Origin of the sequence: Sorangium sp. So ce887 (assembly GCF_051521455.1) — a bacterium.
GTDB lineage: Bacteria > Myxococcota_A > Polyangia > Polyangiales > Polyangiaceae > Sorangium.
Map to the genome: position 1 here is coordinate 8,103,245 of NZ_CP150354.1, position 23,643 is coordinate 8,126,887.

The 23,643-nt window shown below is 65.3% G+C and carries 27 protein-coding genes and 2 pseudogenes; 18 read left to right on the forward strand and 11 right to left on the reverse strand.

The window, feature by feature from the left end; translation table 11 throughout:
- Positions 1 to 146: 146 nt before the first annotated feature.
- Positions 147 to 1,781, forward strand: a complete 1,635-nt coding sequence (locus tag WMF36_RS29995; RefSeq protein ID WP_437574191.1) for a DUF1552 domain-containing protein — start codon at positions 147 to 149, stop codon at positions 1,779 to 1,781.
- A 551-nt stretch (positions 1,782 to 2,332) separates the two neighbouring features.
- Here the strand turns inward: WMF36_RS29995 and WMF36_RS30000 are convergent.
- From WMF36_RS30000 to WMF36_RS30010, 3 genes are all read right to left on the reverse strand, one after another.
- Positions 2,333 to 2,584 carry an addiction module protein gene (locus WMF36_RS30000; RefSeq protein ID WP_437574192.1) on the reverse strand — a complete coding sequence of 84 codons (252 nt, stop codon included), beginning with the start codon at positions 2,582 to 2,584 and terminating at the stop codon, positions 2,333 to 2,335.
- Positions 2,585 to 3,129: 545 nt separating this feature from the next.
- Positions 3,130 to 3,759 (reverse strand): hypothetical protein, encoded by a 630-nt coding sequence (locus WMF36_RS30005; protein ID WP_437574193.1) that lies wholly within the window; start codon positions 3,757 to 3,759, stop codon positions 3,130 to 3,132.
- Between the two features lie 20 nt (positions 3,760 to 3,779).
- Positions 3,780 to 4,154: a mCpol domain-containing protein gene (locus tag WMF36_RS30010; RefSeq protein WP_437574194.1), complete on the reverse strand. Its 375-nt coding sequence runs from the start codon at positions 4,152 to 4,154 to the stop codon at positions 3,780 to 3,782.
- A gap of 211 nt (positions 4,155 to 4,365) precedes the next feature.
- Between WMF36_RS30010 and WMF36_RS30015 the strand changes: the two genes are divergently transcribed.
- The 4 genes from WMF36_RS30015 to WMF36_RS30030 all read left to right on the forward strand — a co-directional run bounded on the left by WMF36_RS30015 (position 4,366) and on the right by WMF36_RS30030 (position 6,036).
- Positions 4,366 to 4,551, forward strand: a complete 186-nt coding sequence (locus tag WMF36_RS30015; protein WP_437574195.1) for a tyrosine-type recombinase/integrase — start codon at positions 4,366 to 4,368, stop codon at positions 4,549 to 4,551.
- Between the two features lie 51 nt (positions 4,552 to 4,602).
- Positions 4,603 to 4,935: a tyrosine-type recombinase/integrase gene (locus WMF36_RS30020; protein ID WP_437574196.1), complete on the forward strand. Its 333-nt coding sequence runs from the start codon at positions 4,603 to 4,605 to the stop codon at positions 4,933 to 4,935.
- Between the two features lie 190 nt (positions 4,936 to 5,125).
- Positions 5,126 to 5,680 carry a hypothetical protein gene (locus WMF36_RS30025; RefSeq protein ID WP_437574197.1) on the forward strand — a complete coding sequence of 185 codons (555 nt, stop codon included), beginning with the start codon at positions 5,126 to 5,128 and terminating at the stop codon, positions 5,678 to 5,680.
- A gap of 2 nt (positions 5,681 to 5,682) precedes the next feature.
- The gene (locus tag WMF36_RS30030) at positions 5,683 to 6,036 is read left to right on the forward strand and encodes a hypothetical protein (protein WP_437574198.1); all 354 of its coding nucleotides are present in this window, start codon (positions 5,683 to 5,685) and stop codon (positions 6,034 to 6,036) included.
- Between the two features lie 561 nt (positions 6,037 to 6,597).
- On the opposite strand, the gene WMF36_RS30035 is transcribed toward WMF36_RS30030, so the two are convergent.
- From WMF36_RS30035 to WMF36_RS30050, 4 genes are all read right to left on the reverse strand, one after another.
- On the reverse strand, positions 6,598 to 7,668 hold the full coding sequence (locus tag WMF36_RS30035; RefSeq protein ID WP_437574199.1) for a hypothetical protein: 1,071 nt from the start codon (positions 7,666 to 7,668) through the stop codon (positions 6,598 to 6,600).
- 1,285 nt (positions 7,669 to 8,953) lie between these two features.
- Positions 8,954 to 9,493: a hypothetical protein gene (locus tag WMF36_RS30040; protein ID WP_437574200.1), complete on the reverse strand. Its 540-nt coding sequence runs from the start codon at positions 9,491 to 9,493 to the stop codon at positions 8,954 to 8,956.
- A gap of 1,183 nt (positions 9,494 to 10,676) precedes the next feature.
- A complete protein-coding gene (locus WMF36_RS30045) occupies positions 10,677 to 12,452 on the reverse strand; it encodes a hypothetical protein (protein WP_437574201.1) in 1,776 nt (591 codons plus the stop codon).
- Positions 12,453 to 12,889: 437 nt separating this feature from the next.
- Positions 12,890 to 13,168 (reverse strand): helix-turn-helix domain-containing protein, encoded by a 279-nt coding sequence (locus tag WMF36_RS30050; RefSeq protein ID WP_437574202.1) that lies wholly within the window; start codon positions 13,166 to 13,168, stop codon positions 12,890 to 12,892.
- Positions 13,169 to 13,338: 170 nt separating this feature from the next.
- On the opposite strand from WMF36_RS30050, the gene WMF36_RS30055 reads away from it, so the two are divergent.
- Positions 13,339 to 13,992 carry an RNA polymerase sigma factor gene (locus WMF36_RS30055; RefSeq protein ID WP_437574203.1) on the forward strand — a complete coding sequence of 218 codons (654 nt, stop codon included), beginning with the start codon at positions 13,339 to 13,341 and terminating at the stop codon, positions 13,990 to 13,992.
- A gap of 5 nt (positions 13,993 to 13,997) precedes the next feature.
- On the forward strand, positions 13,998 to 14,624 hold the full coding sequence (locus WMF36_RS30060) for a JAB domain-containing protein (protein ID WP_437581979.1): 627 nt from the start codon (positions 13,998 to 14,000) through the stop codon (positions 14,622 to 14,624).
- A gap of 121 nt (positions 14,625 to 14,745) precedes the next feature.
- On the opposite strand, the gene WMF36_RS30065 is transcribed toward WMF36_RS30060, so the two are convergent.
- Positions 14,746 to 15,267 carry an HNH endonuclease gene (locus WMF36_RS30065; RefSeq protein ID WP_437478113.1) on the reverse strand — a complete coding sequence of 174 codons (522 nt, stop codon included), beginning with the start codon at positions 15,265 to 15,267 and terminating at the stop codon, positions 14,746 to 14,748.
- The gene (locus tag WMF36_RS30070) at positions 15,268 to 15,621 is read right to left on the reverse strand and encodes a hypothetical protein (RefSeq protein ID WP_437478116.1); all 354 of its coding nucleotides are present in this window, start codon (positions 15,619 to 15,621) and stop codon (positions 15,268 to 15,270) included. It abuts the gene before it with no gap.
- A gap of 174 nt (positions 15,622 to 15,795) precedes the next feature.
- Between WMF36_RS30070 and WMF36_RS30075 the strand changes: the two genes are divergently transcribed.
- The 6 genes and pseudogenes from WMF36_RS30075 to WMF36_RS30100 all read left to right on the forward strand — a co-directional run bounded on the left by WMF36_RS30075 (position 15,796) and on the right by WMF36_RS30100 (position 18,738).
- On the forward strand, positions 15,796 to 16,020 hold the full coding sequence (locus tag WMF36_RS30075) for an addiction module protein (RefSeq protein WP_437574204.1): 225 nt from the start codon (positions 15,796 to 15,798) through the stop codon (positions 16,018 to 16,020).
- Between the two features lie 125 nt (positions 16,021 to 16,145).
- Positions 16,146 to 16,313, forward strand: coding sequence for a hypothetical protein (locus WMF36_RS30080; RefSeq protein ID WP_437581980.1), 168 nt, complete (start codon positions 16,146 to 16,148; stop codon positions 16,311 to 16,313).
- Positions 16,314 to 16,323: 10 nt separating this feature from the next.
- Positions 16,324 to 16,572, forward strand: a pseudogene (locus WMF36_RS30085) (JAB domain-containing protein); the annotation flags it as partial.
- Positions 16,573 to 17,066: 494 nt separating this feature from the next.
- Positions 17,067 to 17,288 carry a hypothetical protein gene (locus tag WMF36_RS30090; RefSeq protein ID WP_437574205.1) on the forward strand — a complete coding sequence of 74 codons (222 nt, stop codon included), beginning with the start codon at positions 17,067 to 17,069 and terminating at the stop codon, positions 17,286 to 17,288.
- Between the two features lie 96 nt (positions 17,289 to 17,384).
- Positions 17,385 to 17,492, forward strand: a pseudogene (locus WMF36_RS30095) (JAB domain-containing protein); the annotation flags it as partial.
- A 376-nt stretch (positions 17,493 to 17,868) separates the two neighbouring features.
- Positions 17,869 to 18,738: a formate/nitrite transporter family protein gene (locus tag WMF36_RS30100; protein WP_437574206.1), complete on the forward strand. Its 870-nt coding sequence runs from the start codon at positions 17,869 to 17,871 to the stop codon at positions 18,736 to 18,738.
- Between the two features lie 25 nt (positions 18,739 to 18,763).
- Here the strand turns inward: WMF36_RS30100 and WMF36_RS30105 are convergent, their stop codons facing one another.
- Both WMF36_RS30105 and WMF36_RS30110 read right to left on the reverse strand, forming a co-directional pair.
- Complete coding sequence (locus tag WMF36_RS30105; RefSeq protein WP_437574207.1) at positions 18,764 to 19,090, reverse strand: type II toxin-antitoxin system RelE/ParE family toxin; 327 nt, start codon at positions 19,088 to 19,090, stop codon at positions 18,764 to 18,766.
- The gene (locus WMF36_RS30110; protein WP_437574208.1) at positions 19,087 to 19,329 is read right to left on the reverse strand and encodes an addiction module protein; all 243 of its coding nucleotides are present in this window, start codon (positions 19,327 to 19,329) and stop codon (positions 19,087 to 19,089) included. The genes WMF36_RS30105 and WMF36_RS30110 overlap by 4 nt, the downstream gene beginning before the upstream one ends.
- Before the next feature lie 210 nt (positions 19,330 to 19,539).
- Here WMF36_RS30110 and WMF36_RS30115 point away from each other — a divergent pair, with 210 nt between their 5' ends.
- The 5 genes from WMF36_RS30115 to WMF36_RS30135 all read left to right on the forward strand — a co-directional run bounded on the left by WMF36_RS30115 (position 19,540) and on the right by WMF36_RS30135 (position 23,601).
- The gene (locus WMF36_RS30115; protein ID WP_437574209.1) at positions 19,540 to 19,944 is read left to right on the forward strand and encodes a hypothetical protein; all 405 of its coding nucleotides are present in this window, start codon (positions 19,540 to 19,542) and stop codon (positions 19,942 to 19,944) included.
- Positions 19,945 to 20,212: 268 nt separating this feature from the next.
- Positions 20,213 to 20,464: a UPF0175 family protein gene (locus tag WMF36_RS30120; RefSeq protein WP_129572626.1), complete on the forward strand. Its 252-nt coding sequence runs from the start codon at positions 20,213 to 20,215 to the stop codon at positions 20,462 to 20,464.
- Positions 20,457 to 20,957, forward strand: coding sequence for a DUF3368 domain-containing protein (locus WMF36_RS30125; protein WP_437574210.1), 501 nt, complete (start codon positions 20,457 to 20,459; stop codon positions 20,955 to 20,957). Before WMF36_RS30120 ends, WMF36_RS30125 begins: the two co-directional genes overlap by 8 nt.
- The gene (locus tag WMF36_RS30130; protein WP_437574211.1) at positions 20,957 to 21,346 is read left to right on the forward strand and encodes a JAB domain-containing protein; all 390 of its coding nucleotides are present in this window, start codon (positions 20,957 to 20,959) and stop codon (positions 21,344 to 21,346) included. Before WMF36_RS30125 ends, WMF36_RS30130 begins: the two co-directional genes overlap by 1 nt.
- Positions 21,347 to 21,549: 203 nt before the next feature.
- The gene (locus WMF36_RS30135; RefSeq protein ID WP_437574212.1) at positions 21,550 to 23,601 is read left to right on the forward strand and encodes a WD40/YVTN/BNR-like repeat-containing protein; all 2,052 of its coding nucleotides are present in this window, start codon (positions 21,550 to 21,552) and stop codon (positions 23,599 to 23,601) included.
- The last annotated feature ends 42 nt before the right edge of the window (positions 23,602 to 23,643 follow it).

Sequence of the window (23,643 nt, forward strand, 5' to 3'; positions counted from 1 at the left end):
CGAACGCCCGGCCGAGCGAAACACAAATACGTTCACGGGCCCGCGGGCATTCTAGGGATGATGGAGCGGTGGCAAACCCGGGCATCCGAGGGCGTTCCGAGTGGCAGCCGGGCGTTTGCGTCCATTGAGGTAGGGGAATTGCGACCATGTCAAAACGCATGAACCGAAGAATTTTCCTCCGGGGGCTGGGCGGAGCTTGCGTCGCGGCGCCGTTCCTCGGCTCGATCTTCGACCGCACCGTGATGGCTCAGCCGGCCACGCCACCGAAGCGGCTGATCGTGATGTACACGCACTATGGCTGCATCACGACGCGGTGGTTCCCGACGAAGTCGCACGGCCCGCTCACCGCCGCGGACCTCCAGTCGACGACGCTCAAGCACCTGGCGCCTTACGTCGACAAGCTCCTCATGCCCCGAGGCATCCGCGCGATGAACGAGTGGACGGCGACGCTGGCGCGGGGGCAAGGGAACGATCGCCACACGCAGGTGAACGGGTCGTACTTCACTTGCCACCCGGTCACTCCCAACAGCGACGACCCGTTCAGCTTCGCCCTGGAGACGAAATTCAACGCCATGCCGACCGGTCCCTCGCTGGACCACGTCATCGCACGACAGCTCAGCCCGCAAGGCACTCCGTTGCTCTTGAACACGACGGGTCAGACTGAGAACGCTCAGTCGGCGATCTCCTACTCCGCCGCCGTGACCCTCTTCAAGGGCCTGAACGCGTCGCAGGCCTTCAGCAGCCTCACGGGCATCTTCGAGGCGGGGAAGCCGCCGTCTCCGGACACCTATGCGGCGATGCGCGGCAAGAGCATCCTCGACATCGTGAAGGATGATCTGCAGACGCTCGAGCGGTTCGACATGAGCCGAGCCGACAAGCAGAAGCTCGCAGCCTGGAAGGAGCTCCTCCACTCGACAGGAAACGTGGTGGCTTCTGCGCAGTGCGACACGTCCCTCGCCACGGCGCTCGGTGTGACGCAAGAAAACATCGACCTGGCGAGCACGGCCCCGAGCGTCGACGACAGGCTGACGCGGCGAATCTCGGACAGTCTGGACGGAGCGGACCTCTGTTCGAACCTCGCCGTGCTCGCGGCGGCGTGCAACGCGAACCCCGTCATCTTCCTGAAGTACCCCGGGAGCTACACCTTCAAGGGGCTCGGCCTGACGCAGGAGAGCGCGGGTCTCTCGGGTCGCTTGGGGAGCGCGGGCATGGTCGGCACCTGCGTCCCCGGTGCGATCGACAAGCTCCTCACGATCGACGACTACTATGCGAGGAAGTTCGCCCACCTCGTCGGGCAGCTGAACGGTATCGACGAGGGCGACGGGACGCTCCTCGACAACTGCGCGGCCGTCTGGCTCCAGGACGTGTCGGACGGCTGCGCCCGCAACCTCAACAACCTGCCGATCGTCCAGGTCGGCAGCGCCGGCGGCTACTTCAAGACCGGCTGGGCCGTGAACGTCGATGACGGCTCGCCCGATCTCACGACCGGCAACAGCGAGATCACGTGTGCCGACGGCACTCCGAACGAGGTCGACGGGATGTCCCAAGAAACGGGGACCGATCCGTCGCTCGCCAACGCGCCGATCAACAAGTACTTCTGCAACTTGATGAACGCCCTCGGGGTCAAGGCAGGCGTGGATGGTTTCCCGGCACGGGGCGGTTCGGAGCCGGTGACCCACTTCGGCATGTACGACCGGACGGAAGACTTCATCGGTGGCGGGATCAATCCCCCCACCATCCACGATCCAGGCGAGTTCGCCGCGCTCAGGGCGAGCTCCTGAGCGGTCTCGTTCCCGAGCCTGTCGCGCGCCCGGGTCATGAACGCGCCGCGGCGGCCCGGTGCTCCGGCGTCGACCTGGGGCAAGGGTGGCATCCGCCGGGACGACCAGGGTAAGAGGATCTCGGGCGAGGACGGCGCCGCCGCGGAGACGCTACGGTTCGCTGAATAGCTGGAGTGGAGATCGCCCGCGTCCGCGCAACGCCTTGAGAGTCACGTGCAGCGCGAAGCGGCGTCGGGTGCATTGCCGTATTGGGCGGGCCATTCACAAGGCACGAGTGAGCCAGTACAGCGGACGCTGCTTTGCATGCGCGATGGCGAGCACGAGCGTGTGCTCGGGGTGCACTTCGAACGCAATGACGTACGGAACACGGTCGACGATCGCTCTGCGAATGCTCCCGTGGTGCAGGAGAAGTCCCTGGCCAGATCTGAAAAGATGTCGGGGCCTCTCCGATCTGATCGAGCATCGACGAGATCTCGGCGATGAACTCGTCGCCCAGCCCGGGGCGCCTCTCGTCGTACCAGATGGCCGCCGCGCGAAGCTCGGCGCGCGCCTCAGGATGAAGCTCGACCCGCACGCCGGTCCTCGAGCTCCTTCAGGAGCTCCGCCCGCGCCGTGCCCCAGTCGACCGTCTGGACCTTACCCTCCGCGACCTCGAGCGCTCGGCGCGTCAGCTCACCGGTCCACGCTGCTGCGACCTCCTCGGCGTCGGGCTCCTCAAGGCTGGAGAGCACTTCTTCTGCCAGCCGGGCCCGCTCGTGGCGGGGCAACAGCAGCACCTGCGCGAGAAGTTCCTCAGTAGACATAGGAGAACTATGGCATGGCTCGGGTCCGCCACGCACGGCGATGCCGCCTCCAGCTCGATGGCCTACGAGGGCGGGCTCCCGAGCGTAGGCGGCAAGGGCGGTGGCGGATTGCCCGGCGGCGCGGAGGACGGGCGCGACGGCGAGCCGACCCCGACGCCGAACCCCGGCAATTACGGACGGCGAGGACGCGGGGACGTTCCTGCTCGCCACCGCCTTGGCATCGGTGTGATGAATGTTGGATGGTAGGGACCATGGCATCATATCAAAGTGGCGCGACGATGACAACGGGTTGCGTCGCTGGCAGCATTTCTCGGCCCAACGCCAGAATCAGCCGCGGACGCGCAGCGCTCGTCGGCTGCATGCAGGGCTGGGGGGCCTGCGGGTACGAACGGGTTATTCATCCTTCTCGGGTGCTCCCGTCTCTGCTCCGCATTTGGCATCTGAATCACGATCGAAAGCATCGTTAGCAGGTAGGAGCCAAACTCCCCCCGGCAGATCGCGGAAGGACTGCCCCCAATACCTCTTAGCCTCGCGAGTATCGTCTCCTAAAAGGCCACGTCATGATGCGCATCTGTTCCGATTTGGAGGAGTTCGATGGTTCCGATTGTCCGGCGATCTGTACTGTACTGACCTTTTAGTGACAAAGCAGTACCCTTGTCTGTTTTGACGGCTACAACTCTAAGTATTGCGGTCCCATTATATGACTCCCGACCGGGTATTTTCGAGTCGGACCGGTACACGTAGTGAAGACGGTGCTGGCCCTTTTCAATAATTGGCGTCGCAGACTGAGTAACAGAATCAAATGTTTCTCCGTGAAAATCGATAAATAGAACCAATATCGAATGTTTAATGCTTGCGCGCACCACCAAAGGCTCACTCGCCTTGTCGGCCCTGTCCGGCACCGGACATATCTTCCCTTCCCAGGATCCTGTTAAGTTTGGATATGTATCCCTGCTCCACCACCGAAGGGTATCCCAGATTGCTCGGGACACAAAGTTCGAAAACGCTATAATGGTTAATATCGAAGAAATCGATGACGATAGTGTAACGATCTTGTATATCTCCCAGTCTATCTTGAGCACGCGTTGAATTACCAGGAAAACGGCTACTGAAGCTGCAGTCGTGACGAGGGCGTAAGCTGGGAGCACTTTCTTGGGATCCAAGAGGTGAAGCATGAGACGCTCCGGATAGATGATTAAATGGGCTCCTGGTGAATGATTTCGTAGTCTACGTGCATATTTTTCCCAGAGCACTTTGCGTGAGTTAATGCCAGATAAGCCTGTTGAAGACTTTGGCCGGTACCAGCAGAAAACGTGATGCCTTTAGGCGCCAACTCTCGAATTTGGTCGAGCAACTTATCGGCATTGATTGGATTCTCATTTGCTCCAACTACCCCGTCGGCGGCACAAAAAATAACTCGAAATCCCATCTTGTCCAGTAGTCGAGATATCGCCACCACTGCCCTGCTCATGTCGATGCTGATTTGGGCCAATCTGGATTCATCGTTAGATATGTAGCAAGACGTGATCTTTCTCCCGATGTCGTCGCCGTCTATGATAATGAATACCATTGATTCCTTCTTTGGTTGACTTGGCCCGACGATATTTCGATCGTGGCGGCATGGGTGCACTGGGCAGTGTGCGACATTTACTCCCTGCTGCCGGCCCAACGTCGCAATTAGCTGTGCTGCACAAATATGTATCCGCGTTGATGGGCTTCGGACGGCGACGGCGTGTCGCGGAGCAAGATACGCGCCTGTAAATGATCACCTCGGGCGACTGATGTGCGGCCGAAATATCCGCCGGCCGCCGCAACTTCGACTCATCGGCGAGCTCCTCTACGGAAGCGGCCTCCGCCTCCTCAAAGCGCTTTCGATTCGCATCGAAGACGTCGACCTCGATCATCGGCAAATCATGTTGAGCCGCGGAAAAGGACAGCGCGACCGGCCGGCCCTGCTCCTGAGGTAACTCGCGGCTGGTCGCGGCGAGGTCGACCTGCCCCACGCTCTGCGAGGCAAGATGCCAGGACGAGCCACGAGCCTCGCCTGGCAGTCCCTCTTCCCCGCCTCTCGCCCTTGCACCGCTCGTGCGACTAGTCGACAGGTCCTCTACCACCTGCACGAATCGGCGGTACAGAGGGCCGTGCACGATGTCGGACGCGCGGCGGGGCTCACCAAGGGCGCGACATGCCATGCCCTCCGCCACAGCTTCGCGACCCACTTGCTCGGGGCGGGCACCGACATCCGGACGATTCAGACATTGCTCGGCCACAACGATGTGCGGACCACGATGATCTACAACCACATCGTCGACCGCGGACTTCTCGACGTGATCAGCCCTCTCGACCGCTGACCGCCGCTTCCGCGTGGAGCGCCTTGAACCCCGACCCCGCCCCCTCGTGCCGCCGCCACGCATCGTGGGAAGTTAGCGTATCCGACAGCTGCCCCACCTTGTCAAGGAGACCAGCGCAGGACCGAGCCGGCGCTACACCGGACGAAGGCGCGAGCGAGCCCTCGATGCCCTACCCCTCCGAAGCGAAGCAGTGCCCCTACGACGGCCCGACCGATCAGCGGCGGGGCTGTTCAGGTTGCCGCAGCTCGCCGAGTTCTCCACCGCGCAGGGCGGGCCTGCCGTGGTGAACCCGTGCGGGGGCGGGCTCCCGAGCGTCGGCGGCAAGGGCGGTGACGGATTGCCCGACGGCGCGGAGGACGGGCGCGACGGCGAGACGACGCCGACGCCGAACCCCAGCAACTGCGGACGGCGAGGAGGCGGGGACGTGACCAACGTGGGCTGCACGGACGGGAGCTACAGGATTTGTGGCGCGCGAGGCACCGTCGGCGCCCCCGGCCAGGGCATCGGGCGCGTCAGCGAGGCCGACTGGGAAGCGGACTGGACCGGCGACGGCGGCTGGGGCACGCCGGGCCAGGGCGGCGGCGGAGGCGGCGGCCGCAGGGGCGGGCTCGGCGTGTGCGGCGCGGCGTCCAAGGGGGGCGACGGGAGAGGCTCGGGCGGCGCCGGCGGCTGCAGTGGCCGAGGCGGCAAGGGGGCGAGAACGGCTACCCGAGCATCGGCCTCGTCGCGCTGCACGCCAAGGTGACCGTGCGCGACTGCGAGGTCGAGGCGTCCGACGGCGGCGAGGGCGGCGACGGCGACGAGCCCCAGCGAGGCGGACGAGGCGGCCGGGGCGCACCGGGCGGCGTGCTGGAGGACCGCTCGGCCTATTCCTGCAACGGCGGCCCCGGGGGCGATGGCGCCGAGGGCGGTTACGGCGGCCCGGGGCGCGGCGGTGACTCGATCGGCATCGCCTACCTCGACGAGGACCGGCTCACGGTCGAGGACGTCACCTTCACGCTGGGGCCGCCGGGCAAGGGCGGCATCAGCTGGGACGACCAGGGCAAGAGGATCTCGGGCGAGGACGGCGTCGTTGTGGAGACGCGCCGGTTTCCTGAATAGCTGGATTGGAGTTCGCCCAGCGAACCGCGTCGGTGGGAGCCGGCGCGTCCACAGGCCCGGGTGCAGCGGCGGCCATGGGGGTGATCGGTTGAGCACCCCAAGCTCCCCCCACCACCCGGGATCCGGGCCGCCCCGTCAGCGGGGCGTCAGGCGAGGAGAGGACCTCTCGGCCGGCCGCCGCGAGCTACGCTCTCGGCCCGTCCCGGAAACGCGTGCGGAAGGCGGCCGACGGGCGGAGGGTCATGGCCTGTCCGGCCGACCTTCGCCGGTAGGTGGTCCCGACGCCGGCCGCGCTCGCCTCGACGAGGCTGAGATTGAGCTTCCTGAGGCACACGGTCGCTCTTCGACGTCAATGGCGTGGGGCCAGGAGACACGCAGGGACACAGCGCGCACCGGCTCGCGCTCGACGCCGTCGAGCGGCGTGCTGGCCACGTCCTCTGGCTCCGCTACCGCGTCCAGCCACGGGACAAGCTCCGGTAGCCGCGTAGATGCGAACGTAGCTTGGTGTCGTCGCGAGCTGACGCCTTCAGGCCCAAGAGCATAAGGCGCACCAATTTAACATTAGCCGGCTGTTTCCATTGGAGACCCATATCCGACAACATCTCCTGCCCTAGTAACTGAGGCAAGTGGGTGGAACCCATACAATTCCCGCACTATGGATCCATGCTCCAATCGAACAGAGCTCGTACATGGAAGGAGGTCATGCGGAAGCGGCACTCTCGCACGCGGGTTAAAGAACACAGTAACTCCCTGAGACCATGCTTCGCGAGACATGTGCGAATCACCGACATCATACTCAAAATCAACTAGCTCACACCGGTCTCCTGGCGAAAAAACATATGCGGTACCAGCCCGCTGCGCCGAGGTCGACGTTTCAAGGCCACTCTCAATGGCGATGCGAAGAAACTTCGGGACCGTGAACGAGTTCGCGTAAATCACGGCGCTAATGTGTTCACTGTCCACCTGACAAAAAAAGTTCGATCGCACAGAACGTCCATTGTAGCTATGACGATCGACCGGCACTGAGCGCACCCAAAGACCATTGCGCTCGACCCAGCCGGTATATTCCTCGATTCCATACAGATATCGACTAAGCACATCATCAGTAAACGACGTCGAGCCAGCCTCAAAGAGAGGGCTGACGATGATAACGAATGGCACATCTCTGCAGTGAGGGAGCGCCCAATAACGCTTCTGGCGTTTGCCAATCAATAGTCTTCCCATTTTTACCGGAAACTCGTTAAGAACTTTATCAGAGAGTGCATCGTGAGACAGATCCTCAAGGCTCCGGAGAGAAATGTCGGTCGTCTGTCGTGACACTGGATTTGCCGTGGCAGCCTCTATGGCTACACGGCTGCCATCGACAGATATCAAGAAGTCGGGGGCCTCGTGTTCACGATCAATGAGCGCTCCCATCTCTTCAATATATGCAAAACAAGCGAGTTCAAACATTCGAGAGTGGAACCCCTCGGACTGAAAGTCCGAGCAAAAATTTCCGTTGGGGTCCCCCATTCGATCATATAGTCCATTCATGAGCAGACGCGCACCGGAGTGATTCGGCGAATTCCTTAACGCCAGAAACGCGGGATGAGCTTTGGATTCAGCTACGATCAAGTCAAAAAGATCTACCATACATTCTCTTATACGTCTGCCGTGCTCGGGTGGCGAGGGGTAACCGCCCGACCGTCGCCATGGTCGTGAGCCCTTGCCGCTGTCGCCGAAGGGCGACGATGCTGGACGCGGGGCGGCGTCAGCCCGGGCCCGGGCGGGCTTGGGACGATGCCCGGCAAGGCCGTTGCGGGCGTGTCGTCGACTGGGCCGGCGACGGCGGCTGGGGCACGCCGGGCCAGGGCGGCGGCGGAGGCGGCGGCCGCAGGGGCGGGCTCGGCGTGTGCGGCGCGGCGTCCAGGGGGGCGCCGGGGAAGGCTCGGGCGGGGCCGGCGGCTGCGGTGGACGAGGCGGCAAGGGGGGCGAGAACGGCTACCCGAGCATCGCCCTGGTCGCGCTGCACGCCAAGGTGACTGTGCGCGACTACGAGATCGAGACGTCCGACGGCGGCCAGGGCGGCGACGGCGGCGAGCCCCAGCGAGGCGGACGAAGCGGCCGGGACGCACCGGGCGGCGTGCTGAAGGACCGCTCGGCCTATTCCTGCAACGGGGCCCCGGCGGCGACGGCGGCGACGGCGGCGACGGCGGCCCGGGGCGCGGCGGCGACGCGATCGGCATCGCCTACCTCGACGAGGACCGGCTCACGGTCGAGGGCGTCACCTTCACGCTGGGGCCGCCGGGCAAGGGCGGCATCAGCTGGGACCACGAGGGTAAGATGAGCTCGGGCGAGGACGGCGTCGCCGTCGAGACGCTCCGGTTTGCTGAATCGCTGGACTGGAGCTCGCCCAGCGAACCGCGTCGGTGGAAGCCGGCGCGTCCACAGGCCCGGGTGCAGCGGCGGCCATGGGGGTGATAGGTCGAGCACCCCAAACTCGCCCCAACACCCCGGGCTGCTCCGTCAGCGGGGCGCCCCGGCGGGAGGCGCCAGCACCTGCTCGAACACCTCAGCATCCGGCAAGGAGACGGAGAGGACCTCTTGGCCGGCCGCCGCGACTTGCGTTTTCGGCACGTGCCGGAAACGCGCGCGGAAGGCGACCGACGGGCGGAGGGTCATGGCCTGTCCGGTCGACCTGCGCCGGTAGGTGGTCTCGACGCCGGCCTCGCTCGCATCGACGAGGCTGAGGTTGAGCTTCCCGAGGCCGCCGCCAACGTCCCGACGTCGTAACGGTCGTGGCTGGCTGCAACTTCCCCACGACCGACGCCGACGTCTCGCGAGGTAACGGGCGGCGCTCGTCAGCTGGAACCGCCTGTTGGACCGCCCAGCATCATTGATGCACGGGTGGCCATTGGGGTCTCATCCGCCCGGTGCTCTATGCCTGGACAACCTTGAGGCTATCCAGCCCTAGCTTCATTCTTCGCCCGCCGTGATCAAACCAGAAATGGGCGTCTTTAACTTCAACCCTTCCCTCCAGCTCGGTTCCTCTAACTGCTTCCATCAATCCGACGTCCCCAAATGCGTCTCTGACATTGACCAGAACACCCTCCCAATACAACACCTCGGAAAGGCGACTTTGCATCTCGTGGACAAAGTTTGCAAAATCGTCTTCCGAGATCGCACCATCCATTCTGTCAAGACGCTCGCGCAAAGGCTTCACGCTCCAGACGGAACTCATCTTCCAGAAGCCAGATGGCCAAGTAGTGATTCCCTGATGCCCGCCAGGCGTGATGACGGGCTTGTGGCAGAGTTGCGCGAAGGCGCTCATGAGTGCGTGCTCCAGACCGGTGTCGGGCAAAAATTGCCGTACGCGCTCACAGAACCGGTCGACGCGATCCATCCCCCTCCACACGCCCTGCATGCGAGCATCCAGCTTTTCGAGCCACTCGACGAGCAAATCTCGGTCGGTGGTCAAGGCCTCTTCCACCGCCATTTCCGATTGCGATCGCCAAGAGATGCTGATCGGTGGACACCCGCTGCGCCCCTGATGCAGTACGACGCGCCATGCATTATTCTGAGCGACGAGCACAGGGGGACCCGACGTCGGACACGTGGTGAGAATAACCTCGACACGAGGCCCGTCGGTCGTCACGCTCCATTGGTCTTGCTCGCGCGCGGTTCGGACCCCGTCGCCTACAACCACTGCGATATCCCAACCACCTCCACCCACCCGAAAGGCGACGCGTCGAGGGTCCTCAAGGAGGCGTCTCGTTCCGCTGACTGTCGAGCTTGCACGATTCGACATGACCCGCACACGGGCATTCGCGAACCAGCGCAAAACACTCTCGTCGGGCTCGTCTGGAACGCTGACTCGCCACGCGCGCCACTTCGCGAGGTTGCCTCCATGTCGCGGAGGCTGCAAGAGGGAAACCGGAGTCGCACCCAATGGCATATAGTCATTCGCGGAGGTCAAAATATAGTAGTCTCCGCCAGGTAGCACGATGTCCCGAGACAGGACTCGGGTTCCAAGCGCGGTCGCATCGAACACCATCCATTTTGAACTACTGGCGTCACACGAGAGACCCTTGGCTTCAACGTGCTTATGACCAATCAACTCATCTCGTAAAAGTTGCGCACTCCAACGAGATACGGTATCAACGGCAAGAACCCATATTCCGTCTTCGGTTACGCGGACACTACGCGCAGGAAATGCGTCGCTCTTGCCGGTCCACAGGACTGACCCTGCAGCAGCGTAAAACGGGCACTGCGGGCTCGCCGTGCCACGGACATGCGCGAAATACACTTTGTTTCGGTCCCCGTCGCGAAGTTCGACTGGGGCTGCGCAATCCGTATTGGGACACATGTGCGCCTCGCGACGGTGAGCTTCGCTAGCTACAACGCCGCGACCCGTGGCAACGAGGATTGCAAAGTCCATGTGAGAGCCTCAGCCGGTGTTCATGCTTCGCGTAGTCCGGGTGCAGCTTGACCACGATTCGTTTCACGACTCGGGATCGGCTCTATGGCGGAGCCGTCGTTTCGTCGATGTACCGTGCCGCCTGTGCCCGGTTAACGCCAGTATCAGTCGAGTCGAAGGCGCCCGTCGACTGCAAGCAATTTTTGCCTGGACTCGATGTCGATCGTGCTCATTGAACTAACAACTAAATGACCTCGCCGCACTGAGGGCACATGTGGTGCTTCTTGAAGACAGGCTGATCTTCTGGAAAGTGCGCTCGACAATGTGGGCATGATCGTTCATCCGGGCTACGCAGGTATTCATCGGGTAGAACAGTGTTCCGGATTTTTCGGCGATCCGGATCCTGTAACTCCAAAAGCTTCTCGACCCAATCCGGCAGCGTCTGTTCGGGCTCCACGCCAGCTTCCCGCGCCTCCTTCAGAACAACATCGGACGCCTTCAAGATGTGGCGGTAATTGGGAGCGTTGAGATGATCGACCACCACGCAGTAGTCGATGGCAAGCACCACAAACCGTTCGCCGGAGTATGTTGGCGAACTATAGTTTCGGTCGTATATATGAAGAATTCTATTGTGCACGAGGTACTGAAGAGGAACGGAGCTCGCAAGATGCTCACGGACCATAAAGACGCCCTGGTGCTTGACCTGTAATATCTCTTTCAATATTCCTTGAAACAATGCTGATCCTGCAACGTTCTCCTTGATAGAGTCGAGCTTCTCTGCCCCAAAGTCTCGCGCCGCACTGGTTATATTATCGACGTTAATCTTGGGTGCTTCGGATTCTCTCCAGTACAGGTAAGCCTTCTTGAACAAATTCAGGTAATCACGCGGGTTGCCATGGGAGAACTTCAGTAACCGAACATGTGCCTCCTCGGTAAAAAGTTCATCCAGAAAGTGGTCGGCGGACGTGGGCAAGGTCACCATGTGGCGTGGAATCCGCCGCAATGCATGGACAAGGTGCTTGTGAAGAACGGCGGGCAAAACTCGAGCGGCACGCTCAGGGTTGCGCTGATAAACGAGGTCGGCATCGAGATCTATCGCCTGATAGATGTCACCGTTGCGCTCAAAGCCAACGGTGTCAGGGCCCTCGCTAATCGCGAAGTTTGTCTGGAAGGGAAGCGTCGCAATCTTGACTGCGATTTTTTTACTAGGCAGGAAAGTTCGCTTGATGAGGTCCGCAAGATAAGGCTGCACGGAAGACGTGAAGAATGCCCACTCATCCAACAGCACATAAAGTCGCTCAAGATCGTTCGCGTCTAGAAATTGCTCGATCGCTTCACGAATGGCGACGTATGAGACTCGCCTTGCGCTAAGGTATTGCGTTTCGGTCTTCTGTTCTCTCTTTTTTAGCCAGCCCAAAAGACCCTTTGCTGTGGCGCCTGCGCTCGATGGGTCATGAGACAGGGATGCTTCGATGCTGACCCCGGCCTCTTTACTTTCGTGGTCGGATGTGGTCGATTTCGAGGTGCCTAGAGCCATAGGACGGTCTACGCCGACCACTGCAGCAGTCAGGAGAGTTTCGATGGCTCGGTGACTGTTCTCAGCTACGCGTTTCTCCCACTCTGAACGCTCTGTGGGAACCTCATTCTGCCAAAGTTCGCGAGCGGCTATATCTCGCAATCCGTCCGCGATTCGAAGGATCAGTTCGCGAAACATCTGACGGGCAGCGATCTTCGGAGATTCTGACTCTCCCGACTCAATCGCGAGATCTCTTGCGTCGACGTAAACTGCGCAGTGGAGATCTTTGTTGATCTTTGTGTTTATGCTTTCGGCGAGGAAGCCAAAAAGGTGAGTCTTGCCCGTTCCTCTGCGACCGTCGATATACTGATGGATGGGTGTTGTGCACTTCTCGGCGTGACCCATGTTTACGTAGGCATCGAGGAGCACGTCGCGAGCAAGTTGCTCGCTCTTGGGGACGAGGTCGCAGACTGCTTGAAAAATGACTATGTCGCGGTAATTCATGAAATTTGTCACTCGAGGAGATGGATTTATAGGCAATCTATGCAGCGGATGGTGAGTTTTCCGGACCGTCGAACGTGATCGCAGCCAGCCGCGGTGCGCGCAGACCTCCGACCCCCGTCGTGCCACCCCCATGCATCGTAGGAAGGCAGCGTATCCGACGCCTACCCCGCCTTGTCAAGGAGACCAGCGTAGGCGCGTGCGGGCCCCACCTCGACGGCGCGAGCGGACCCCCGACGTCCTACCCCTCCGAGCCGATCAAGAAGCGCTGGAACGGTCCGGCCGATCAGCGGCCCGGCTATTCAAGTTGCCGCGGCTTGCCGAGCCGTCCAACCCACCACGCGGGGTAGCGTCCGCAGTCGCAGCAGTGCACGCGTCGACTCTGAGCCAAGCGCGTGGATGCCCGCGGGCTGTCGCGATGCGGGCACCGGGAATGGCTTTCAAATGCCGGCGGGACGCTTGCGCGGCCGGCCGCGTTTGATCTCCGGCATCTCCGCAGGCCGGAGGAGAGCCGCCGGTGAAACGTCGAGCGCGTTCGCGAGCCGCACGAGCGCGCCCAGGCTCACGCTCTGCCGCATGCCTTCGATGTCCTGCAACGTCCGGAGATCGAGCTCGGCAGCCTCCGCGAGGCTCTCCTGGGTCATGCCGCGCTTCTGGCGCAGACGCCGAAGATTCGCGGCGATGTAGACCAGAACGGTGTCCAGGGTGAGCGTTCGCACCAGGTCGACGTACACCCTTGCTCGGCCCAGAATAACGCGGCCCTACCGTGCTTTTCCTTGACGCTTCCCGCCGGCAGCCCGTAGGGTTGCGGGACCACGAATAGTGCCGCCCGCGGGTGCTGGTAACACCCCGGGCGGCGTGGCCGAACCCCGCTCGAACGAGGTCCGACATGGGAACAATACGTTCACGCCCTGAACAGGGCCAAGAGATCGATCCGCCCTCCCGCCGCCGCGTCCGCTCCGGCGCTCCACGCCCGCTCGGGCAATGGCCCGGCAGGCGCGGTTCTCCCGCCGCACATCCCGCCGTCTACCTCGACCCCACCGCGCTCCTCGAACAGCGCCCGCTCATCCGCCGCACCCTCCGCGCCCGCGGCGTTCTCCCCGCCGATCTCGACGACCTCACCCAGGACACCGTCCTCGGCGCCTGGCGCAGCATGCGCGCCGGCCGCTTCCGCCCCTCCCCCGCTCTCCCTCCCGCCGACGCCCTCCGCCGCTGGCTCTCCGGCATCGCCTCGCGGCAGGCCTCGCACTACCGCGACAAGGCCCACCGCCGCCACGAGCTCCCCGCGGCCGACCCTGACCGCCTCTCCGCCTTCGCCGCCCCCTCTCCCGAGGCCCGCCTCGTCGCCCGCGGCCTCCTCCGCGCCTTCCACCGTCTCCGCCCCGAGCTGCGCGAGATCCTCTCGCTCGCCGCCACCGGCCTTTCCTCGCTCGAGATCGCCGCCTCCCTCTCGCTCCCGCGCCCCACGGTCGCCACCCGCCTCCGCCTCGCGCGCCGCCTCTTCGCCCGCGCCCTCACCCGCTCTCGGAGGTGGCCCCGATGAGCCCGATGAGCCGCGCCCCCGTCGACGCCCCCGCCGAGACGGCGGCCGAGCTGCCGACCGCGACCGAGGCCGCCCTCCTCGAGATGGTGCTCGGCCTGCCCGGCGTCGGACCGCGCATCCTCGGCACGGCCGCCCTCCCCTCGCTCGGTCGCCTCTCGCCCGCGGCGCTGGCCGAGCGCACCCAGATCGCCCTCTTCGACGCCACCCGGCTCGCCGCCGCCTTCGAGCTCGGCCGCCGCTATCACGCCGCCCGCGCGCGCCGGGGCGCGCTCCTCACCGACGCCGCCCGCGTGGCGCGTTACTTCGGCCCGAGGCTCGCGTCCCTGGTCCACGAGGAGCTCTGGATCGCAGCGCTTGACACCCACGGCCGCGTCCGCGAGACGCGCCTGCTCGCCCGCGGTTCCGACGACGCCCTCTACGTCGGCCGCTCCACCGTCCTGCGCACGGCGCTGGACATGGCCGCCCACAGCTTCGTCCTGGCCCATAACCACCCCAGCGGCGACCCGACGCCGACCCGCGAGGACGAAGCGATGACCCTGGAGCTGCGCCACCTCGGCTCGGAGCTGCACATCCCGCTCACGGCTCACGTCATCGTCACGCCCAGCGGCCGCTACGCCGCCGTCCACGAGTAGGTCTCCTCGCGCGGCGCAGCGCCCCTGCGGAGGGGCGCCCCGCCCCTGCGGGATCACACCCGGAGCAAGGCCCGGTCAACCTCCAGCACGGATGTGGCGGCACCGCGAAGGGCCGGACGTTTCAGCGCTCGCTTCCACCAAGCAAAGCGGCCACGGCTGCCCGAAGACGCGTGATCTCTCCTTGGAGCGCCTCGTTTTCGCGCCGCAGACGCGCCTCCGCCTCCCGTGAACGCGAGAGATCGGATCTCTGCGCCTGAAGGACGTGGAGCAGATGGCGCCTCTCGATGAGCTGCGGGCGGTTGAGGTGCAGTCGCTGGATGTGAAACCAGCCACGAGGCGTGAGCCCGATGAGCCGGCCGTGGACCGTCTCCTCGACGTGCGCGCCGAAATCGTCACGCTGAGGGCGAAGGAGCCGCAAGCTCTCAGGTGCATCGTGTGCGGGCGCATAGTCGCCCTTGAACCGGTTGCACGCGGTGCAAGCGTAGACGAGGTTCTCGATGTCATCGGACCCACCCGCTGCCAGCGGGTGGAAGTGATCAATCTCCAGCTCGCCCCCCACGGACGTTTCGGAAACGCCGCAGTAACCACACCGGCCACCGAAGGCGACCCGGACGATGGCGCGCGTTTCCGTCGAGACGGCCATTCACGCAGCGTGCAGCGGGCCGCCGGCGATGCGGGCAAATCCGTCGAGGATGGAGGCGCGGCGCCGGTCGAACTCCTCGAGGAACCTGCGCGTGTCGGCCACGAGGGCCTGTTGCTGGGCCATGAGCTGGGCCAGCTGTTCGTTCTCGCTCTCGACCCGAGCCAGCTCGGCCGCCACGTCTCCGGCCTCGGCACGCAGCCGAGCCATTTCCGGGGCAAGCAGCGCCGCCTCCTCCGCCTCGATCCGCGCCATGAGCGCCGCTAGCTCCGCCTGCTCGGGCTCCGTCAACGTGCCGGAGAGCTCCTTGCCACGGAGATGGTCGAGCTTGCTCTGGTCATCCTTGGTCCAGCTCATGACAGCCACCCTAGCCATACCAGGCCAGGAGCACCGGGGCAACGGCCGGCCTCTTCTACCTTGCACGAGAGCATGGTCGTTGAGCAGGACAGCTCGTCGCCGTCGTCGCGGCATCTCCTCGCCGATGGGGAAGCGCGCCTGGGCAGCCTCCGAGCCGCGCGGTACAATCCTTCCGTGAACCTTCCCGAGCTGGAAACCGAAGCCCTGAAGCTGCCCGTCACGGAGCGCGCACGTCTCGCAGAGACGCTTCTGGAAAGCTTGGGCGAGCTCGCCGAGGAGGAGCACTGCCGCCTCTGGACCGAGGAAGCGACGCGCCGGGACGCAGAGCTCGACGCAGATCCGTCCCGGGGGCGACCGGCCGAGGACGTCTTTCGTGACGCCCGCGCGCGGCTCCGGTGACGCTCCCGGTCATCGTTCACGACCTGGTTGAGGTCGAGCTGAACGAGGCCGCCGCTCACTAAGCTCGGGCACGTCCTGGCCTTGGCGACGCCTTTCTCGCCGAGGTTCAAGGTGCAGTCGATGCCCTGGCTGCATCACCGCTCGCGGGGAGCGCCGTGGAGAGCGATGTGCGCTGGTGGCTCGTGCGGCGATTCCCCTACAGCGTGCTGTACCGGGTACGCGACGATCCCATTCGTATTCTCGCGATTGCACGTCAGAAGCGGCGGCCCTTCACCTGGCGCGGGCGCCAATAGTCCGGCTCGGCGCCTGCTCGCCCGCGGCTCCGACGACGCCCTCTACGTCGGCCGCTCCACCGTCCTGCGCACGGCGCTCGACATGGCCGCCCACAGCTTCGTCCTGGCCCACAACCACCCCAGCGGCGACCCGACGCCGACCCGCGAGGACGAAGCGATGACCCTGGAGCTGCGCCACCTCTCCGCGGAGCTGCACGTCCCGCTCACCGCCCACGTCATCGTCACGCCCAGCGGCCGCTACGCCGCCGTCCACGAGTAGGCCCTCGCGGCGCGCTGCGCCCCTGCGCATCCAGCCGCCAACGCGCCACGCATCGCCCCGGCCGGCTGTTCCGTAAGCCGCAGGCGAGGGCACGAGGTGCTGGAGCACATGGCGCCACCACGGGACCCGACCCAGGGCACTGCATCGAGGCCGATCCGCACTCACGCATCGCCTCCGGCGACCGCCGGCGCGCCGGCGTCCGCACCGAGGCCCGGCATCGTGCGCCCGACGTGCGACCTCGACCTGGATGGCGCGCGAGAAAGGCGCTCGCGAGGTCGGGCGGTGGGAGCCACCCGGCCGCGGCGACGTCCAAGGCGGGAGGAGTGCGACGAGCGTACGCGCTCAGGGCGACGATAGCCGGCCGGCCTCGGGAGCGTTGTTCGCTCGCTATCGTCGGGGAGAGTCGAGCGCATGCGGAAGGCACTGGAGTTCATCGAGGAAGCGAAAGCAGCCCATGGTCACCGACTTTCGGCGCGTCGTTGAAGCGCTCAGCGGTGAGCATGTCGGTTGGCGCCATAGACCTGCTGGGCGATGTGCCCGGAGTGGGTAGCTTCGACGACGTTGTGAAGGGGTCGGAGGAAATCCAGCTCTACGGCTCCGCGGTTCGAATCCTGGGGCTGAACGCCCTGGAACGCGCCAAGCGCGCGGCCGGTCGTGCCAAAGATCTGCTCGATCTCGGTGAGATCGCTGCGATCCGTGGGCGCCGATCCCCCTGATACTGACCGACGTCGACCTGCGAGAACGAAGCGACGCCGGCTACCGCAAGCCGGCTACCGCAAGCCGGCTACCGCGACCTGGTCGGGTTCCGCTGCCGCACCCACGCCGCCCGCGCGCGCCGGGGCGCGCTCCTCACCGACGCCGCCCGCGTGGCGCGCACCTTCGGCCCGAGGCTCGCCTCCCTGGTGCACGAGGAGCTCTGGAGTCCAGACGTTTCGGAGACGTCAAGTCCCACCGCTGGGACTCTTCATCCAGGATTCCGATTCGCAGGACAAGACAGGGCAGACGCGCCTCGGCGGGTCCACCTGGGGCGGCGTGAAAGGGGATCCCTGCGCCGGCCCCAAGCCTCGCCTCTCGATAAATCGCAGTTCGATCGTCGACGGAAACATTGACGAAATGAAGCCGCGTCTACACTCCGCGGGACGTCGAGGGAGCTCGATCGCTCCGGCACACGCCGGGGCGATCCGTTCGCGCTGCCGCCCAGGCCGCGCCGGCCAGCGTGGCGCGGCCAGCCAGGGGCGGGCGCGCCAAGCTCGAGTCCTCTCGCCAGTCACGTCTTCACGGAGGAAAGCCAAGCTTATGTCCTATTTGGCGCCGGCAGAATTTGTCACCAAGATGGTCGATGCGGGCGAGTCCAAGGTCTTCATGTCGACCCGGGACACGTTGATCCGAGCCTACATGGCCGGCGCGCTGCTCGCGCTCGCCGCCGTCTTCGCGGTGATGGTCACCCAGCAGACGGGATACCCGATCATCGGCGCGATGCTGTTCCCGGTCGGCTTCTGCATGCTGTACCTGCTGGGCTTCGATCTGCTCACGGGTGTGTTCGTGCTGTCGCCGCTGGCGCTGATCGATCGCCGCAAGGGCGTCACCCTGGGCGGCGTCCTGCGCAACTGGGGCCTGGTCTTCATGGGCAACTTCGCCGGCGCCGTCACCGTCGCCGTGATGATGGCGGTCGTCTTCACCTTCGGCTTCTCCACGGAGCCGAGCGCCGTCGGCAAGGCCATCTCCGGCATCGGCGAGGCGCGCACGCTCGGCTACAAGGAGTATGGCGCCGCCGGCATGCTGACGCTCTTCGTGCGCGGCGTGCTCTGCAACTGGATGGTCTCGACCGGCGTGGTCGGCGCGATGATCTCCAACACCGTCGGCGGCAAGGTGACGGCGATGTGGATGCCCATCATGCTGTTCTTCGCGATGACGTTCGAGCACTCCGTGGTGAACATGTTCCTGTTCCCGTCGGCCATGCTCATGGGCGGCAACTTCTCGGTCATGGACTACATCGTGTGGAACGAGATCCCGACCGTCGTCGGCAACATGCTCGGCGGCATCACCTTCACGGGCCTCACCCTGTACGTCACCCACCTCAAGACCGCCCCCAAGCACGTCCCCGCCGCCAGGGAGCGCGAGCTCCCCGCCGAGCCGCTCCGCGCCTCCACCAGCTCCGCCTCCTGACGCGCCCGCAGGCACCAGGGCCAGGTCAGCCCGTTCTACCTTCGTCTCGAACGCGTTTTTTCCAGACAGACGGGCTGCGCCGCTGATGGAGTACGGCAAGGATGACCGCGGCCCGCTCGCTTCCTTCAACACGGAGCAGGAAGTAAACCGTGTGGGGGGATCGCTTGAGCAGCGCGCGCCGGACACCCCGCCCGACATCGGGGAACTGCGACGGAAGGTCGCTGATCCGGCGGACGATGTGCCGTAGCTCGTCGACGAACTGTCCGCCCAGCCCGTCCTCCTCGCCCTCGTACCAGTCCGCCGCCTCCCGGATGTCCAGCTCGGCAGACGGGCGAACGAGGAGCCGACTCATCGACGCGTTGCGAGGCGCGCACGGAGGTCGGCCTCGACCTGTTCCCAGGACCGGCCAGCATCCGGTGCGGCCTCGTACTCGGCGAGCCGGCGATCGAGCTCGACCTTGTGCCACTCGGGTACCGGCACCTCGTCCTCCCTCGCCGCGATCCGCTCCCAGAGCGCCTGGACGTACTCGATCTGCTCGTGCACGGTGAGATCGTCGAAGCCGGGCGGCGGGCCCTGGATGGCTCGTTCCATGAGCCGCAAGATACCACGAGGCACCGGGACGGCGCAGCACACGGCCCTCGCGGTCGAGAACGAGCGGCGCCGACGGCGAATCACGCACTGCCGCGCCGTCCGGCCGAGCCCGGGCCGCCTCGTCATCGCGGTCGGCGGAGAGGAGCGGAGGGCTCCTCGTGCTAGGCTCGACGGCGAAGCGGGCTTGCCTCCCGCGTCCACCCCAGCGCGATGTCGACCGCCACCGTCACCCTCGCTCTGCCCGAGGCGCTCTACCAGCGGCTGAGGGGGACTGCGCTCGCGACCCGACAGCCGCTCGAAGCCGTGATGCTGCGCGCGCTGAGCCTCGGCAGCCCTCCCGCCTGGGACGACGCGCCCCCGGAGTTCCAGGTCGACCTCGCCTGCCTGGACAAGATGGACGACCAGGCGCTCTGGCAAATCGCGAAGAGCCCCAGGTCCGAAGCAGAGCTCGCGCGCTACGACGAGCTGCTCGACCGGAACGCCCAGGGGCTCCTCACGCCGGCGGAGCGCATCGAGATCGAGCGCCTTCGCCACGAGAGCGACCTGTTCATGCTCCGCAAGGCGCACGCTGCGGCGCTCCTGCGATGGCGCGGGCACGCGGTCGCTTCTCCGTAGCGCGCGCCCTCCACGAGACGGACGACGGACTGTCGACCTCACGCTCATCCGCTGGATGCTGAGGCTCACGCCCGCAGATCGGGTCGCCACCCTCCAGGCCCACATCGACTTCGTCACGCTCGGCCGTGAGAGCAGGCGCGCGCGAGAACCGCATGCTCGCGCCGACGAAGATCGCTGAGCTCCTCGGCGTGCTCGCCCGGCACCTTTCGTGCTAAAATTCGTGCTAAAAGCAGAATTGCCCGCCCCTCCAAGCAACCAAGGACGGAACATGGCAACTCGACAGATTGTGGTGGATGTGCCCGAGAAGGTGCTCCTTGCGGAGAAGATGGACGAAGCTGAGTTCGCGCGAGAGCTCCGCACCCTCGCCGCGGTCAAGCTGTACGAGCTGGGGCGGCTCTCGTCCGGACGCGCTGCGGAGCTCGCCGGCATGGCGCGAGTCGAATTTCTCTTGAGTCTGGGTCGCTACAAGGTTTTCCCTCTCGACGCCGAGCTCCGCGCGCTGGAGGCCGCAGTTGGTTGAGGCCATCAGCAATACCTCACCCCTGCTGTACCTTCACCGCATCGGCGCCATCGACTGGCTCGCCGAGATGTTCAAAGACGTCTGGGTCCCCAGCGCTGTGGATCTTGAGTTGAAGGAGGGGCGACGCAAGGGGTATGAGGTCCCCACGCTGAGCACTCATGGGTGGGTGAAGATCGTCGACCCCAAATCCAAGCCATCGGAATGGCTCGCGCTCGACCTGGGAGCGGGAGAGCTTGCAGCCATGGCCCTGGCTCTGGAAAATCCATCCCGTGTGATTCTCCTCGACGATGCGCTGGCACGACGCACGGCTCAAGCGGCAGGGCTGGTCGTCTGGGGAACGCTCAAGATCTTGCTGGAGGCAAAGTCTCGAGGGATCACGCAGAACGTCGGACCGTGGGTCGACAAGCTCGCCGATGCGGGCATGTGGCTGTCTGGCGAGATCCGCCAGAGAATCCTGTCGCTGGCTGGGGAACTGGGTGAGCGGCCGCCTTGATGAATCCTCGATCGTCGAAGCGCCAACGATCCCACCCCAGCGGCGACCCGACGCCGACCCGCGAGGACGAAGCGATGACCCTGGAGCTGCGCCACCTCGCCTCGGAGCTGCAAGTTCCGCTCACGGCCCACGTCATCGTCACGCCCCTGCGCGACGGCCTCGCGCGCGGCGAGGTACTCTGCTCGTTTCGAGCTCTTCTTCGTCGTCGTTCGGGAAGCCATGGAGTTCTCCTGGCTCCTTCAAGGTCGATGATGGCTTCGCCACCATGGAATGATGGGGCGGCCATCATTCCATCCTGGAACGGCCATCGTCGAGGCCTGCGAGGTCAACCCCGGAGCAAGGCCCGGCCAGCGCTCAGCATGGGTTCAGCGACATCGCGAACGCCCTGACGGTGTGCTGCGGGAGGGAGAAGGAAGTGCCGCGTTCACTCCACAGCCTGCGGGCCAGATGGCCAGATGGCCGGATGAGGTGGTCAGGCGGTCGCCCCAAGGCTTGACTCCCGTATCGCCCTCTGGCTTCCTGGCCCCCTTGTTCAACTTGCTGGCGAGGCCACGGCGGCCTGGCGGACGCAGGTTGTCCGGCGGAGTGGTGAATGACGATCGAACGGCAGTGGCGCAGCGGGAACCTCGGCCTTTTGTCGGCGGCCCTCTCGATGCTGGCCTGGGCGCTCTTGACGAGCTGCTCGGACGGGAGCTCCGCCGACGCGGCGACGAGCACGAGCGGCGCGCACGCCGGCGGGGGCGGCAGCACGGGGAGCGGCTCCGGCGAGGGTGGGGCCGGCGCCGGTCACCCGTTCGACGACCCCGGGACCTGCTCGGACGGCGAGCGCAACCAGCGTGAAGACGACGTGGACTGCGGCGGCCCGTGCGAGCCCTGCGTGTTCTGGCAGCGCGTCGCGCCCTCCGGCGCGGTCCATCTGTTCCTCACCGGGCAGGGGACCCTGCTGGGGAGCAACGAGTATGACTGGCTCAGCCGGCTCGAGCGGCTGGACGGCGCGTGGCAGCGGGTGCTGGCGGACGGTGAAAACGTCACGGTGAAGCCGCTGGCGAACGGGAGCAGCGGCGAGATCTATGGCGCGGGCGACGGCCTCGTGCGCTCCGACGACGATGGGCTGACATGGCAGGTCATCAACCCCGAGCTCAGCCCCAGGTTCTTGAAGGTGATGGATGACGCGCTCTACGCCGGGCTCGGCAACGATCTCTACCGGTCGACGGACGCCGGGGTGAGCTGGGAGCTCGTCGCCGGCGGCTTCGGAGGTGGCGAGCTGGTCCGCCTGGAGGTCAACTCCGACGGGATCTGGTTCCTGCTGTCCCACAAGCTGGTGATGCGGTCGCTGGATCGCGGCGCCACCTGGTTCGAGGTGGCCTCCACGGAGGGCGATACGAGCGCCTGGCTCGTCGAGCTCTCCGATGGAGTCGTGCTCGTCGGGCAAGGTGCGCGTCCTCCCGTGTCGTCCGTCGATCGCGGCGACTCCTGGCAGCAGCCCGAAGAGGTCGACGTGACGGCGTGGGTGCTCGCGGCCAACTCCACGGATCTGCTCTTCTCGGGCGGGACCGGCGTGGACATGTCCGAGGACGGCGGGCTCACCTGGACCGAGCGGGGCGACGGCGACCTGTTCGGCTTCCGGTCGATGGTGATGCTCCCGGACGATCGCCTCGTGGTCCTCGACAACAACGACCAGGTGTTCGTGAGCCGGCCAACCACGTTCTGGGGCAAGCACGAGCGCCGTGGCGAGCCGCTCCCGGCGTCGTGCACCGACGGAGCCCAGGGCCCGGGTGAGCAGGGCGCCGACTGCGGCGGAAGCTGCCCGGCGTGTCCGACGTGGCGGCGCCTCGCCGAGGTGAACCTCACGAACCTTCAATGGGTGGCAGCGACGCCGGACGGCACGCTGTTCTTCGACAATCAGGAGGCAAGGTACCGGTCGACGGACGCCGGCGCCTCGTGGGCTCCCCTCGAGCTCGACGGCGAGCCGCTGCCGTTCATCAGCACCGTCATCCAGATGGGAGATGGAACGATGCTCGCCACCTCGGGCGCCGAGCTGTATCGCTCGTCGGACCGCGGCGGCTCGTGGAGCGTGATCGACGCGACCCTCGACGTGGGCGCGATCGCCCTCCATCCAGACGGCCGCCTCTACAGCTTCAAGCAAGGGTTCTCGAGCGACGGCGGCGTGTCCTGGGAACGGGTATCGGATGAATCACGAGACATCACGGGGGTCGTCTTCACCGACAACGGCGATCTCTACGCTCATGGCTCACGGTCTCTGGTTCGCTCGCTCGACGGCGGCAGGACGTTCGAGCCCCTCGACGGCGTGCCCCTCGACAACGACGACAGCTACGTCAAGCTCGCGGCCGCCCCGAACGGCCACCTGTTCCTCGCCTCGACGAGAGGCATCTTCCGCTCGATCGACAGGGGAGTCTCCTTCACCGAGGTCACCGCCGACGCCTGGAATGTGCTGGTCGACTCGAAGGGCAACGTCTTCGCCTTCGGACAAGGCATCGCCATGTCGCGCGACGACGGCGATACCTGGGAGAGCCGCCTGCTCGGGGTCAATGCGGCGCCTCGGGCCGTGGCCCTGGCCGACGACCGCATCTACCTGAACACCGCTCTCGGCCACTACCTGAGCACGACGACCACGGCGTGGTGAACGCCGCGGAGCGATCACCCGCGACGACCCCCCTCTTGGGCG